This window comes from Paenibacillus sp. NRS-1782 (assembly GCF_050467685.1).
Lineage (GTDB): Bacteria > Bacillota > Bacilli > Paenibacillales > Paenibacillaceae > Paenibacillus > Paenibacillus terrae_A.
Genome location: NZ_JBITPH010000014.1, coordinates 79,860 through 94,407, shown reverse-complemented (window position 1 = coordinate 94,407; position 14,548 = coordinate 79,860). Strand labels below are relative to the sequence as shown.

The following is a 14,548-nucleotide window of genomic DNA, read 5'->3' as shown; positions in this document are numbered from 1 at the left end:
CTGTAAATTGGATACACCTTTTAATTTATAGATGACGATTCATCCGTTGTCGGCCATGGCAATGGATTTTCAAAGCCTGACCAGTCCATGTCCATTTCGCTATCGTTCAGCAGACATTCATCCAACTCTTCTTCCAGTTCCGGTTGATTCATTCCGATACCAATCATGACAATTTCGTTCATGCGATCGCCCCATTGCTCATCCCAATTATCTAAAACTTCAGGATCAGCCGCGACGATCTCCTGACGTTCTTCCTCGGACAACGCCGCAAGCCAGCTTCCTGCCGGTCCGAACTGAATGGAGGGCCCTGCCTGGCTGATACTGGCCGCCCAATCCTGAGGGGTCGCAATCCAGGCCAAACCTTTGGCGCGAACGACCTCCTCCGGCCAGCAGCTCATAAATTCAGCCAATCTGGCAGGATGAAACGGTCTTCTGCGGCGATATACAAAGGAATTGATTCCATATTCGTCCGTTTCCGGTGTATGACTCTCTAGCTCCAACTCACGAATCCATCCGGCGGATTGGCTGGCCTTGTCAAAGTTAAACAATCCCGTGTTCAAAATGTCCGAAGGAGCAACCTGTCCCTTGGAAGCGCGAATGATTCTGGCTTCAGGCTGCAATCTGCGCAGCACACCCTCAAGTTTGTCCAGCTCCGAAGGCTGCACCAAATCGCATTTATTCAAAATCAGTACATCACAGGTTTCAATCTGGTCAATCAGTAAGTCCGAAATGTCACGCGTGTCGTCTTCTCCCGTAGCCTGCCTACGATCCAGCAGTGTTTCTCCTGATTCAAAATCATGCCAGAAACGGTTCGCATCAACCACAGTCACCATACAATCGAGCTTTGCCAGGGAAGCCAAATCAATGCCTGTCCCTTCATCGGCGTACGTAAAGGTTTGAGCAATAGGCACAGGTTCGCTGATCCCTGTGGATTCGATTAGAATATAATCAAACTCGCCTTGTTCCGCCAGCTTCTTGACTTCCAGCAGCAGGTCTTCACGCAATGTGCAGCAAATACAGCCGTTGGACAGCTCAACCAGTTTCTCTTCTGTTCTGGACAAGCCACCTTCTTTTTTTACCAGTTCGGCGTCAATGTTCACTTCGCTCATGTCATTGACGATCACGGCCACTTTTATTCCATCCCGATTGTTTAACACATGATTCAAAATCGTTGTTTTCCCTGCCCCCAAATATCCACTCAGTACCGTTACCGGTATTACTTTCTTATTCATTGATGGTACACTCCCTTTAATATAACCTCATCTTCATCACACTTTTTTAAATCGTAATAATTACTATTAACAGACATTCAGTAATATACCTGATCCCTTTCGCCTTGTCAACTGTTCATCCTTATCCTCGGTAAGATTCTGCTATTCTGTTCATGATCGCTTATCGTTCAGGTTTTGACAGGGCAATTAGAAAAAAAAGCAGCAGACTCAGGAGACTACTCCTGATCTGCTGCTTCTTTGTGATTCGCTTCTTGTCTTCGATAGGAAGATGCTAAATTACCATGCGTAGGCTTCCGGCGCAGGTTTGCCGGGGCCAGGGAAAATCTCATTCAGCTTGGTAAGCACATCCTCGCTCAATTTGACCTCAGGCACACGCAGAGCATCCTCCAGCTGGTCCAAGGTCCGTGGGCCGATAATCGGAGCCGTTACGGCCGGATGAGACAATACCCAAGCCAGCGCAATTACGTCTTCCTTTTCGCCCAGCTCGCGGGATAACGCTGCAAATTGCTCCAGCTTCCCACGATTTTGTTCAATCTTTTCCTTGGAACGTGCGCTACGTGAGCCTGTGCCTGCCAATGCATTACGTCCCAGCAATCCGCCAGCCAGCGGGCTCCATGGAATAACGCCGAGTCCCAACTCCTGAGCCGCAGGTAATACCTCCAGCTCAGCAGAACGCTCATTCAGGTTATACAAATGCTGCTCGGATACAAGCCCCAAAAAACGGCGTGCCTTCGCTTCGGCCTGCGCCACAGCAATATGCCAGCCCGCAAAGTTACTGGAGCCGATATAATCGACCTGTCCCCGATCCACAACCGACTCGAATACACCCCACAGCTCATCCCATGACACGTTTCGGTCAACATGATGCATCTGATACAGCTCGATATGATCGGTCTGCAAACGTTTCAGAGAAGCATCCAAATGGCGGCGAATTTTGTAAGCTGACAAGCCTGATCCTGTGTTCGGACCGTCGTTCTCATTTTTCATATCCCCGTATACCTTCGTCGCAAGCACGACCTTCTCGCGTCTTCCGCCACCCTGCTGGAACCAGCGTCCGATAATTTCCTCCGTCCACCCTTTGCGATCATGACCATATACATTGGCTGTATCAAAGAAATTAATGCCCGCATCCAGCGCAGCATCCATAATTTTAAACGCTTCCTTTTCTTCGGTTTCCGGTCCAAAATTCATCGTGCCCAGACACAACCGACTAACCTTTAAGCCTGACTTTCCCAAGTATGAATACTCCATATCGCCTACCGCCTTTGCCTAAGAATTTTAAATACCATATAAATTACATACCAAAAAAGACCATACTTAATTCATTAACCAGAAAACACCACCTTGAAACACCCCGAAATGCATTTTAAGGTTTGGCAGCACACGCAAAAAAGCCCCACACCCTGCCGAAGCCATCAGCGCGAGGCCAACTCCCCTCATACTACCCGCCGTATGTTAAAAAGAACGTGACTTTACGGTGGTAGCCCCAGCGGAGCCGATCAGTCCAACCACCGTAACTCTCTCTCTTTTTAACCATCAAGGAATCAATTTCGTCTCTTTCGCTCGCTCAGCCATCTTCTTCGTATACTTGCTGAGCGGCTTCTTAAATACCAATCCAAACAGGAAGCAAACCCCGATAAATACAAACAGCATCACCACATCTCGTGTCACTGTCGAAGACAGCATCCCCCCTACCGTTTCCCGTAACAGACTAACCGCATAGGTGAAAGGAACGAACGGATTCAATGCTTGAAAAAACGGCGTGCTCGTCGCAATCGGGAATGTGCCCCCTGAGCTGGAGAACTGAAGCACCAGCAAGATAACTGCCAGCCCCTTCCCAATATTGCCAAACACCGAAACCAGTGTATAGGTCATAGCTGTGAATACGAGACTGATCAGTATGGAGGAAAGTACAAATGACACTTTGGCATCCACATATGCCCCGAGCAGGAACAAGTCACCAAGCGACACGCTAAGCGCCTGAAATATACCGATCGTGGAGAACGTCATAAGCCGTCCAAAGTAGACCTGGTAGCTTTTGTATTTACCTTCCGGGTCTTCCACATCTACCCTGAACATCGACACTAGCAGCATCGCCCCTACCCAAATCGACAATGTAGTGTAAAAAGGCGACATCGCAGAACCATAGTTCGGAATCGGATAAATACGCTCCTGTTTCAATAAAACCGGACTGCCGAGAAAATCGCTCTCCTTTTTCACATCCCCCTTGAGCAACGCAATGACCCGTCCAAGGGCATTTTCGCCTTTGAGCTTGCGAATCGTGTCTGCGGCCTGACGTATGGAATCCTCAGCAGCAGGAAGATCCGTTCTCACAAAATTGGCGACCTGGTGCACCGCATGTTCTGCCTCAGGAAACTTGTTCTCAATCAGGTCAGCCATTTTGACAAACTGTTGCTCCGCCTTCGGCAAATCGTTGCGCACAAAATCCGCCGCCTGATGAATTTTACTTTTCACTGCTGGCAAATCATTATTCACGAAGTCCGCTGCTTTGTTTACTGCATTCGTAAATTCACCCATGCGTCCCTGAATCGTTGTAGCCGCTTCATGCAGCTTTTGCCGGAATTGCGGCAGATCCCTCTGGAGACGGGTTAGTTCTTCCTGACCGAATTGTGCGGCAGCCTGAGCGTCGTTTAATATTTTTTCAATATTCGGTAGCTGCTCTTGGGCCGTATTCAGCACATTCGCAGAATTGCGGGCAACGGTCTTCATTTGATCCAGCGCTTTTTGAATGGCTGGTGCGTATTCCGTATCATAGTTGCCCAAAATGCTGTCAATCCAGCGGCTGATTTCTCCAGCAAGGCGGTCAGCGTTATCCAGCAGATGTTGTGCAGGCTTCTCGCCGCGCTGAATGGCATCCCCGATGCTTGTAACCGTGCTATTTAAGCGACGGAAACGGTCCTCTACACCGCTCACACGAGTAATGAGCGAATCCAGCGGCTGACTCGGCAAATATCCGTTAACACGGGACAGCAATTGAGAAATGCGATCCAGCACCCCCACGGCAGTGGTCAGTCTTCCGCTAACCCGATTCACCGCAGCCTGTGCTGCTTTAGGATCAAAATCAACACCACGGATAATCCCTGTGATCTCCGAAACTTCATTTGCCATTTGCTGTACCAACTGTAAATCCTCTTTGACCACCGTTCCGATGGAATCAAGCGCGCCATCATTTTTATCCAGAAAGTCAAGCAATCCGTTTATAAAATCCTTGCCCGTATCCGCAATTTTTTGTACTTCCGGCAACGCTTTTTGTGCGGCATTAATGACCTTGAGCGCTGTTTGCGTGTCCTCCAATGCTGTAGCCAATGCGCTTTCTACTTTACCGAAATTTTGATCCAGCTCCACGATCCGATCCCCGGCCTTTTGAATATCCGGCAGCCTTTTTTGTATATCTACAATAGCCGCCGCCACCTTGTCCAGCTCGGGCAAGTTTTTTTCAATGTTGAGCACCAGATCGCCAGCACGGTTAATTTCAGGGATTTTCTCCTTCAATGCGATGATCTTTTGTCCCTGTGCCTTCATTTTCGGCAAATTCTGCTCCAGCTCGATTGCCTGCTTGCCTAACCTGTCGATATCCGGCAGTCGATTGTTCAGCTCCAGCACCCGGTTCTCCATGTTGCGAATGGTGGGCAGCTCCTCCTCCAGCTTCACCCCGGCTTCCTTTAACTTGGTTAGCACGGCCTGACTGGCGGTTTCAATAAAGTTTTGGCTAATCTGATTCGTCAGAGCGCTTGCCCCCGAAGATGTAATTTTCGGTGCGACCGCATTAATTTTTTCATTGACGGCGTAATCAATCTCTGGCTTTTGCGGATTTTCCGTGAGCACGCTCGTAATTTTTTCGGAAAAATCCTTTGGAATGAGCAGACTCGCGTAATAATCTCCGTTCAGCACACCTTTTCGCGCTTCTGCTTCGTTGACAAAGGTCCAGCCCAGTTTCTTGTTATTTTGAAGGTTATGCAAAACCTCGTCACCGATATTAAGCTTCTTCCCGTTTACCTCAGCACCCTGATCCTGACTCGTTACTGCAATTTTAATACCAGATGTATTTGCATAAGGATCCCACATTGCTTTCAAATTTACCCATGCATAGACGGAAGGCAAAAGAATAATACCAATGACCAATAAAGTCCCGGTTGATACTTTAAATACATTTTTCCAGTCTGTTAAGTAGATTTGCCATATCTTCCGCAACTTCACCACTCCTTGTATGTACATTAACCTGTAGTCCAGTGTTGTATGCACACGTATTGTAAACGATTCGAACGAATGAAGCCAATTATTGTGTGCATACTCACAAGCTCTCCTTCAATAATATGCGGGGTACTTGATATAATAAATGGGAATGGAGATGATCTTGAATGAGCGAGCTACTGGACCCACGAAATGACTTTGTGTTTAAACGTATTTTTGGCAGTGAAGACAATAAAGATGTACTCTTGGCTTTTCTCAATCATACTTTCGCGGAGTCAGGCGAGTCGCCATTAACTGAAATCATTTTGCTGAATCCTTATACGGATAAAGATGCTCCACTTGATAAGCAATCCATTTTTGACATTTGGGCCAAAACGGCAACAGGCAAGCATATTAACGTGGAAATGCAGCTATTTAATAAATATGATATTGAAAAACGAACTCTGTTTTACTGGAGTAAAAGATATTCAGGTCAGTTACAAGAACGTCAAACCTATAAAGAACTCAAAAAATGTGTCACTATCAATATTCAAATCCAACTGGGAGGTGCTTACCGTGAATGAACCAACTTTAAAAAAAGCGATGGATACACTTGAGTTCCTAAGTCAGGATCGGGAAGCGCGGCGTTTGTACGAGGAACGTCAAAAATACCTTCATGACGAAGCTTCCATGATTGAGTGGGCCACGGAAAAAGGTCTGAAAAAGGGGCTAGAAGTAGGTTTGGCTAAAGGCGAGCGTCAAAAAGCTGTTGAAATCGCAAGTAACATGCTATCTTTAGGTATTGAAATTGAAGTTATTTCCAAAGCGAGCGGATTATCTGAATCCGAGGTTCAATCATTGAAACCGATACAATAATTTATTTTTAACAAAGCGTTTAACCCTGAAAACTCGCCTTGTTCTCTCTAACCTTTTTAGCCTTACCACTCCTCGTTCATTGGCCGTGATCCTGGCAAACACGTTCATGTCATTCCCTCTCCCATCACTAACAAACCAAAAGAAGCCCCTCAGACCTAGTTCATAGGCTTAAGGAGCTTCTTCCTCGCTACACTATCCGTTTTTCAACAGTCTGGCCGCTGAAAAGGCTGCGCCATGACGCAATTTCCGCTTTTCCAGCCGTTTGTGCAGCGAACGGTTATACAGAACTTGAATGACAAAATACGAGATAACCCCGAGCACCACACCGAAAATCGACATGCCAATCAAAATGTGCAGTCCTCCATGCAGCAAGTCTCTAAATACAGACCAATTGCCATGAAACAGCTCCATAAAGGAATGCTCATGGAGCCTGCCTCCCCGTACATGTACCGGGTAATGGGACGGATAAATCCAAGCGCCCAATTGCTTGGCGAACGGCATCAGAACAATTGGCAAAAAGGTCAGCTTGCCTACAACATTGCCCACAATTGCCGCAGGCAACGAGCCGCCAGACAGCCGAACAACCGGGTAAAACACGAGATACACCAGGGAAGCCGTGGAGATAACAATCATCTCCAGAGCAAAGCCGATGGCAAAGCCAAGAGAAATTTTCTTCACTCCACCCGGCGCACGCAGCAGCTTGATAAAATTCAGGCGAATCGCCCGCCATATATTTTGAAACATATTATATTTCTTCTTTGATTGCTTAGGTATGAGCCTGTTCGGATTGAGCTTTATCAATAGGAGGACCCCTTTAACAGTACAATTCAAGTTCAGGAATGAGGTTACAGCTACCCATCCTTACTTATGTCTATACTGTCATTATAACCCTCAGCGTTCGAAAAGCAATGTCATTCCGCCTGTTTCGCCGTTTTAGGACAAGATTCGCTTGTTGATATCGTTTTGGAGAGGTACAATGTTCCAAATATCGTCTGCATACTGCTGAATAGTGAAATCACTGGAAAACTTGCCAGAATGTGACATGTTTACAATAGTACGCCGCGTCCACTCAGACGGATTCTGGTACACCTGCTCGATATACACCTGAGCTTCTACATACGCCGCAAAATCCTTGAGCACAAAGTATTCGTCATTGTGATCAATCAGGGATTGATAAATAGCCTCAAATTCCCGTTCATGCCGCGTAAAAGGAGCATCATTCACCAGTTGGTCCAGCACTTCACGCAGTCGTTCGTCGCTGTTGGCTGTTTTGCGCGCTGAATACTGTCCGTCCCGGTAATACGCCTCGATCTGATCCACCTTCAGTCCGAAAATGAACATGTTGTCATTGCCCACCATTTCATGCATTTCTACATTGGCTCCGTCCAGCGTACCAAGAGTGAGTGCACCATTCATCATAAATTTCATGTTCCCGGTGCCTGAAGCTTCCTTGCCTGCCGTGGAAATTTGCTCGCTGACATCTGCCGCAGGAATAATCAGCTCCGCCAGTGAAACCGAGTAATTTTCCAGAAAAACGACTTTCAGCTTGTCCCTGACATCCACATCCCGATTGATCGTGTCCGCCACGTTGTTAATGAGCTTAATCGTCTGCTTGGCAAGATAATAGCCGGGAGCAGCTTTAGCTCCAAAAACAAACGTGCGCGGCACCACCTCCAGGGAAGGATTATGCTTGAGCTGATTGTATATGTGCATCACATGCAAAATATTAAGCAGCTGTCGCTTATAGCCATGCAGTCGTTTGACCTGTACATCAAAAATCGAGGACGTATCCAGTCGCACGCCCTGTTTCGCAAAAACATGCTCGGCAAGCCGGACTTTATTATTTCGCTTAATCACCTGTATCTGTTCCTTGAACGACTCGTCCCCGCTATAACGAAGCAGGTCGATCAACTCGCGTGGACGGGTTCTCCAGCGTGTGCCTATCGTTTCATCATACAAGCTTGCCAGCTCGGGATTCGCGTGCATGAGCCAGCGGCGATGGGCGATCCCGTTCGTTTTATTGTTAAAACGGCCAGGGTACAGCTCGTGGAACGGCTTCATTTCCCGCTCCTTCAAAATTTGTGTGTGTAGCGCAGCCACCCCGTTAACACTGTGGCTGCCGACAATTGCCAGATGGGCCATACGAATTTGTTCACCATGAATAATTGCCATTTCGCCAATTTTAATGTCCTGACCCGGATAACGCTCCAGCAGCATAGCACAATAGCGCTTGTTCATTTCTTCAATGATCAGGGAAACACGCGGAAGCAGCTCCCGCACCATATTGACAGGCCATTGCTCCAGCGCCTCGCTCAATATCGTGTGATTCGTATATGAAACCGTCCGCGTCGTAATATCCCACGCTTCGTCCCAGCCCAAGCCCTTCACGTCCATCAAAATACGCATAAGCTCCGGTATAACGAGCGTCGGATGTGTATCATTAATATGCAGCGCTATTTTGTCGGGCAACTGGCTGTATGGCAACCGAAGCTTCTCAAACGTCCGCAAAATACTTTGCAAGCCAGCCGAGCACAGGAAATACTGCTGCTTCAAGCGAAGCAGCTTGCCCTCATAATTCGAATCGTCAGGGTACAGGAACGCCGAAATGGATTCCACCGAACGATTATAGTCGAGAAAGCGATAGTAGCCGCCCTCGCCTCGAATCGGCCCTCGAACAGGATCAAGCGCTGATTCCGCGCTCCAGATCCGCAGCGTATTCACCTGCGCATGTCCGTAGCCCACCAGTGGAATATCGTACGGAACGGCCCAGACCGTCTCCGCATCCTGTGTCTCAAATACAAGCCGACCGTCCACCGACCGAGTTTCCACACGGCCCCAGAACTGAACCTCGACCTTCTTGTCAGGGCGACGCTCCTCCCATACATTTCCTTTTTGCAGCCAATAATCCGGCAGTTCCACCTGATTTCCATCCACAATGCGCTGCTCGAACAGACCATACTTATAACGGATGCCACAGCCATGTCCTGCGTAGCCAAGGGATGCCAGCGAATCCATGAAACAAGCAGCCAGACGGCCAAGACCGCCATTACCCAGCCCCGCGTCTGCCTCCTGCTCTTCAATCTCTTCCAGATCCCAGCCCAGCTCTCCCAGTGCCTGCTGGACCATATCCAGCACGCCCAAATTCAGCATATTGTTGCCCAGCAGACGGCCTATCAAAAACTCCAGTGAAAAGTAATAGACCTGCTTCTCTTGTCCTTCTTTATAGGCTTGGTTCGTTTCCGCCCAGTTCTTGCCGACTTGTTCGCGAATCATACCGCCCAAAACCTTGTATACACCTTCTGCCTGAGCTTCCTGCATCGGCTTGCCCAGCCTTCCGACCAGTTGCTCTCGAAAAGCCTGCTTAAATGCTTCCTTATTGCTGAACAAAGGTGTGCCCTCCTGTTATTTCCGTTTTAAATGCTCAAGCATACTTTTAAATCACACTATTTTTGGCAATGACATAGGGAACTCTGGTATCTCCAATCAAGGTACGATGCGGTGAAAGCTGCACATCCTTATCCAAAATCACATTTTCCACCACTGCGCCTTTACGGATGACACATTTTTGCATAATGATCGAGTTGCTTACGCGTGCGCCCTCCTCCACCCGTACCCCGCGAAAAAGGATGCTGTTCTCAACCTTCCCCCCAATCGTGCAGCCATTGGCAATAAGCGAATGATCCACCTCAGCGCTGTCTGTGTATCGGGTCGGAGCTTCATATTTGATCTTCGTATGCACCGGCTGGTTCTGGAACAGTGCTTGATACTGCTGCTGATCCAGCAGCTTCATGCTGTTTTTATAGTAACTCTCAATGGAATTAATCACTGCATGATAGCCTTCATAGGGATATGCATAAATGCGCAGACCGCTTGGATTTTTTTGAATAGCATCCCGAAAAAAATGGTTATCCTGATGAGCAATGCAATGCTTTACCTGATCAAGATACAGGCTTTTGTCCATGACGAAAATTTCCAGATAAATATTATGATGATCCTGCTCCTTATGGATGCCTGTCACCCGTCCGTCCTCGTCAATCTCCAGCCGAACACACGGAGCGTGCTCAGATTCGAGCCGTTCTATGGATTTGTACACAAGGGTGACGTCCGCATTCTTCTCCCGATGGTAACGGGCTACATCCTCAATATTAACCTTGTTGACATGCTGGGTTCCGGCGTGAACAATCGTCTGACCTGATGAGCGATGAAAAAAGTCCAGATTGTTGTGTACATGCTGCAAATCTCCAAGGGATGCATCCGTAGGATCATTCCAGTCCGGTGGCAAAATAAACAGTCCGCCCCGTCTGCGGTCCAAATCCCAAGGCCGACCTTCACCCAGATGATCCAGCAGCGATCGGTATTTGCGGCGGATGAACAGTGCAATATCATGCACCCCTGCATGCATCATATTGGATAAGGTAAAATCAATGAGCCGATATCGACTGGCAAAGGGAACTGCGGCCCCACACCGGAAATAGGTCAATTCCTTCAACTGATCCAGTTCGTGATCCAGGTTGATGACTCCAATGAGTCGGCTCATAGCGGACACCGTCCTTATCCGGGTTATATTCGTGCATGAAGCTGGCTTTCCTGATCGAACAAAATAACTTCATCCGAGCTGCCCTCAGATCCGATGACCGTGTTGTCTTCAATGGTTATGTTTTCGCTCACAATGGCCCGGTGGATACGTACATTGCGGCCAATTTTGACGTTCGGCATAATGACAGAATCGGTAATAACACTCCCTTCACCTACTTCAACTCCATAAAATAGCACAGAATGTCTGACCTCTCCATCCACCACGCAGCCTTCATTCACAATGCTGTTTTTCAGAATCGCTCGTTGGGTGATATACTGAGCCGGTTGATTAGGACTACGGGTATAGATGCGCCAGAAAGAGTCATTTAGGTTCAGCGGCGGGTCCTGAGCCAGCAGATCCATATTGGACTCCCACAAGCTTTGAATGGTGCCTACATCCTTCCAGTATCCGGCAAACGGGTACGCATACAGCGACCGCCCATGCTGTAGCAGCAACGGAATGATATCCTTGCCAAAATCATGCGAGGATTCAGAATCGCTCGCGCTCTCCAGCAGATATTCGCGCAACACCTCCCATTTGAACAAATAAATGCCCATAGAGGCCAGCGTGCTTTTCGGCTGTTCCGGCTTTTCCTCAAAGTCGTATATTTTCAGATTATCATCGGCGTTCAGAATCCCGAATCGTTTGGCTTCCTGAATTGTGACGTCAATGACGGAAATGGTGCAGTCTGCTCCCTTTTCCTTGTGATAGTCGAGCATGCGACTGTAATCCATTTTATAAATGTGATCTCCTGACAAAATGAGTACATGCTCCGGGTCGTACTGATCCAAAAAATGCAGATTCCGATAAATAGCATCCGCCGTACCTCGATACCAATTGTTTCCATTTTCCTTTTCATGCGGGGGCAAAACAAAAACTCCTCCGTTCAGGCGATCCAAATCCCAGTCGCTGCCGACACCGATATAGGAATGAAGCACCAGCGGCTCATATTGGGTCAGCACCCCTACAGTATCAATACCGGAATGAGTGCAATTGCTGAGGGGAAAATCAATGATGCGATAGGTTCCTCCAAAAAATACAGCCGGTTTGGCAAGTGTTCGGGTCAGTCCTTTGAGTCTTTTGCCTTGTCCGCCAGCGAGCAGCATGGCCACTACTTCCTTCTTTCGCATAACAAAGACCTCCCTGTCATGTGCCTCTGAAGCCATTGCGGCAGGATACTTGATAATATCCATTAAACGTGAATAGGCAGTCGTAATCGTTTCATGGCCGAAGGAACGGGTAAGATTTGATGGAAAGGGTAAAATCATAGTTATGCGGAACGGGCGCAATGAAGCACTAAATCGTGAAATCCCGTTCATCATTTCACATTTTGGATGATTTTAAATCGTAAGTGTATGACAACACGAGCATAAGGAGGCATGAATCATGAAGAATAAAAAATGGGTGGCAGCTGCATTGGGAATGGGTGTTGCATATCTGATGAAAAATAAAGGGGCGCGCGAGAACATCTACAAAATGGTAAAGCTTTAATCCAAGAAAAAAGAGAGCCTCTCTGAATAGTCATTCAGGGGGGCTCTGCTCTGACTTCCTCTGCCTCCATGAACAAAATGTCCGTTCGAAGCAGTATTTGAAGACGGTCAGGCATTCTCCTGATGTTCTTCTACTTCCATTATATGTTCGACGGTAAAGGTTCGATGCGTCCATTCGGAGGATCGGTAGGCCTGTAAAAGACCTGTTGTACGAATTTGCTCTTTATCTACCTTTTTGAAGGTATGGGTTATTCTCACCTTGCCTGTAAAAGGGAAATAGGAAAGGCCAACAGCCTGATCCGACAGCCACTCAGCCCGGACTCTCCCGCATTCATGGCGAACCGCCGGAAAGCTTAAGCCGTTAGCGAACCATTCATAATCTGCGGCAGGTGTACCCGGCTCCCGACTGCACAGAAACAGACTCAATTCGTCGCAGAACAACATTCTGCGTACATCCGTCCGCACCTGATGGTCAAAGGTTACACCAAATGACATCTCCTGTTTGAGCCTGCCCCGACGCTGTTCCTCTGCCTCCAGATAAGCACGCGTCACTTGCTTGTCCTGAGCATCCTTATGCTCGGTCCGTCCGACTAGCTCCTTGTACATCAGGCTACATAGCAGCGCGGCATAGGAATTCACTTGCTCGACTTCATCAATCCCGAGACGATAGAACACAAAACGTGGATGGAGTGGAAAATCAATAAATGTATAGGGTGCAGATACCTGATCATTCCAGAAAGGAGCGGCGTCCAACTCAATCCACCCCCGGTCATGCTCCCGAGCAGCATATACAAAATCCTGCTTATGCCGTCGATTCTTAAAGGCACTTTCTTCCCACTGTAAAGCCAGCTCCCCTGAAATATGGGCATGGTCATGCTGCGTCGTCATCATATAAGCTTGGTCCGTTTCATAAATAACCATATGCTCTCCCCTTCCGTCCGGCCATTCATCTAATTCGTGTAAAAAACTCTGTTTGAAGGCATGGTTATACTTATTTTTATTATATCAGGATAAGGGTAAAAAGGCAGTGAAGTTTTCCGCCACCTTCTTTCTGATTTACGAAAAAGACTATCCAATGATACGATAAGACCACATGTTATTCCAAACATTACCTATACATCTAGATCAGGAGGATTAAGAAAAATGGATGAATTAGTTCGTTCGATTCAAAAACAGATTCGCATTAAAAGAGTTGCCTGCTGGGCGGGGATCATCCTGTGCGGGCTGTGCGCCCTCATTGGCATAGTTGCTCAAGAGTGGCTCTTGGCTCTCATTACAGTTGGAGCTACTATTTTATGTATCTATAGCTTAACGCTTATGCGCGGGATGACGAAATTTTCTGTGGAATATCAACCGGGAAAACGCTTCCGCTACTATCGTCGTACCGTTCAGCAAAAGTTGCGTTATATCACCTGGGTGCAATGCTTGCTAGGAGTTCTTATTGTCCTGAATTTCACTGTGCTTAGCGGCGGGCTGGTCCTTTTTGTCGTAGCCATCTTTGGTATTCTGACCCTTCAGTTCAGTATCAAGAAACGGATTAAAAATCATCAGGAGCCTGATGCCGCCGACTTGGCTGAGTTTGTACGTTTGGGGATCATCTCTCCCCAAGAGCAGACGATTGGCGTGTATAAAGATTTTGGGCATCTTACCCATACGTTTCGGGGGAACCAAATTATGATCGTGACGGATAAACGCCTAATTTCCGTGTTTATAGAGGAACGGGGCCGCGCGTTAAAAACAGAAATGCTGCTCTCAAGCATAAATAAAGTACGTGCGATCGAAACGGGTTTTCAGGGTAAGGGATTATTGCTTTCGGTGAGCAACCGGGATCATAATGAGCATCACATTCATATGATCGGGCAAAGCATTTACTTTTCTCCAGAGCAGTTCGTCGGTTCTTTTCTACGGGCATTGGATGCGGCATTCAAAAGTGCACCGTACCTTTTGGAAGAAACATTCCCGGCCTACCAGCAGTTGAAAATTTCATTGCATCCATCAGAGCAGGGTGCTCTGCATAAGTCTACAACTGCTTAATGTTCATATAACGACGCCAAATAGCAAGCAAGCCCGATTCCTAATGAGCTTACTTGCTTATTTGGCATACTTTTACATCAAATATCTACTTGCTGGAGAACTTCTTTTCTACTTAGTTCTGTCCAAATTAATGATTTGCTCCATGATAA

The 14,548-nt window shown here is 47.4% G+C and carries 9 protein-coding genes and 1 pseudogene; 2 read left to right on the top strand and 8 right to left on the bottom strand.

Annotated elements, in window-relative coordinates:
- Positions 1 to 20: 20 nt before the first annotated feature.
- The 3 genes from ACIFQM_RS05470 to ACIFQM_RS05460 all read right to left on the bottom strand — a co-directional run bounded on the left by ACIFQM_RS05470 (position 21) and on the right by ACIFQM_RS05460 (position 5,444).
- Positions 21 to 1,232 (bottom strand): GTP-binding protein, encoded by a 1,212-nt coding sequence (locus ACIFQM_RS05470; protein WP_430039238.1) that lies wholly within the window; start codon positions 1,230 to 1,232, stop codon positions 21 to 23.
- A gap of 276 nt (positions 1,233 to 1,508) precedes the next feature.
- Positions 1,509 to 2,483 carry an aldo/keto reductase gene (locus ACIFQM_RS05465; RefSeq protein ID WP_430039240.1) on the bottom strand — a complete coding sequence of 325 codons (975 nt, stop codon included), beginning with the start codon at positions 2,481 to 2,483 and terminating at the stop codon, positions 1,509 to 1,511.
- A gap of 285 nt (positions 2,484 to 2,768) precedes the next feature.
- Positions 2,769 to 5,444, bottom strand: coding sequence for a YhgE/Pip family protein (locus ACIFQM_RS05460; RefSeq protein ID WP_430065119.1), 2,676 nt, complete (start codon positions 5,442 to 5,444; stop codon positions 2,769 to 2,771).
- Between the two features lie 167 nt (positions 5,445 to 5,611).
- Between ACIFQM_RS05460 and ACIFQM_RS05455 the strand changes: the two are divergent.
- Positions 5,612 to 6,299: pseudogene (locus ACIFQM_RS05455) on the top strand (Rpn family recombination-promoting nuclease/putative transposase).
- Between the two features lie 192 nt (positions 6,300 to 6,491).
- On the opposite strand, the gene ACIFQM_RS05450 reads toward ACIFQM_RS05455, so the two are convergent.
- The 5 genes from ACIFQM_RS05450 to ACIFQM_RS05430 form a co-directional block, all read right to left on the bottom strand.
- Positions 6,492 to 7,043, bottom strand: a complete 552-nt coding sequence (locus ACIFQM_RS05450) for a DUF2062 domain-containing protein (RefSeq protein WP_430039244.1) — start codon at positions 7,041 to 7,043, stop codon at positions 6,492 to 6,494.
- 189 nt (positions 7,044 to 7,232) lie between these two features.
- Positions 7,233 to 9,686: a glycogen/starch/alpha-glucan phosphorylase gene (locus ACIFQM_RS05445; RefSeq protein ID WP_430065117.1), complete on the bottom strand. Its 2,454-nt coding sequence runs from the start codon at positions 9,684 to 9,686 to the stop codon at positions 7,233 to 7,235.
- Positions 9,687 to 9,732: 46 nt separating this feature from the next.
- Complete coding sequence (gene glgD / locus ACIFQM_RS05440; RefSeq protein WP_430065115.1) at positions 9,733 to 10,836, bottom strand: glucose-1-phosphate adenylyltransferase subunit GlgD; 1,104 nt, start codon at positions 10,834 to 10,836, stop codon at positions 9,733 to 9,735.
- 23 nt (positions 10,837 to 10,859) lie between these two features.
- Positions 10,860 to 12,005, bottom strand: coding sequence for a glucose-1-phosphate adenylyltransferase (locus tag ACIFQM_RS05435; protein ID WP_430039250.1), 1,146 nt, complete (start codon positions 12,003 to 12,005; stop codon positions 10,860 to 10,862).
- Between the two features lie 468 nt (positions 12,006 to 12,473).
- On the bottom strand, positions 12,474 to 13,286 hold the full coding sequence (locus ACIFQM_RS05430; protein WP_430039252.1) for a DUF3891 family protein: 813 nt from the start codon (positions 13,284 to 13,286) through the stop codon (positions 12,474 to 12,476).
- A 222-nt stretch (positions 13,287 to 13,508) separates the two neighbouring features.
- Between ACIFQM_RS05430 and ACIFQM_RS05425 the strand changes: the two genes are divergently transcribed.
- Positions 13,509 to 14,399, top strand: a complete 891-nt coding sequence (locus tag ACIFQM_RS05425; protein ID WP_430048051.1) for a hypothetical protein — start codon at positions 13,509 to 13,511, stop codon at positions 14,397 to 14,399.
- Positions 14,400 to 14,548: the final 149 nt, after the last annotated feature.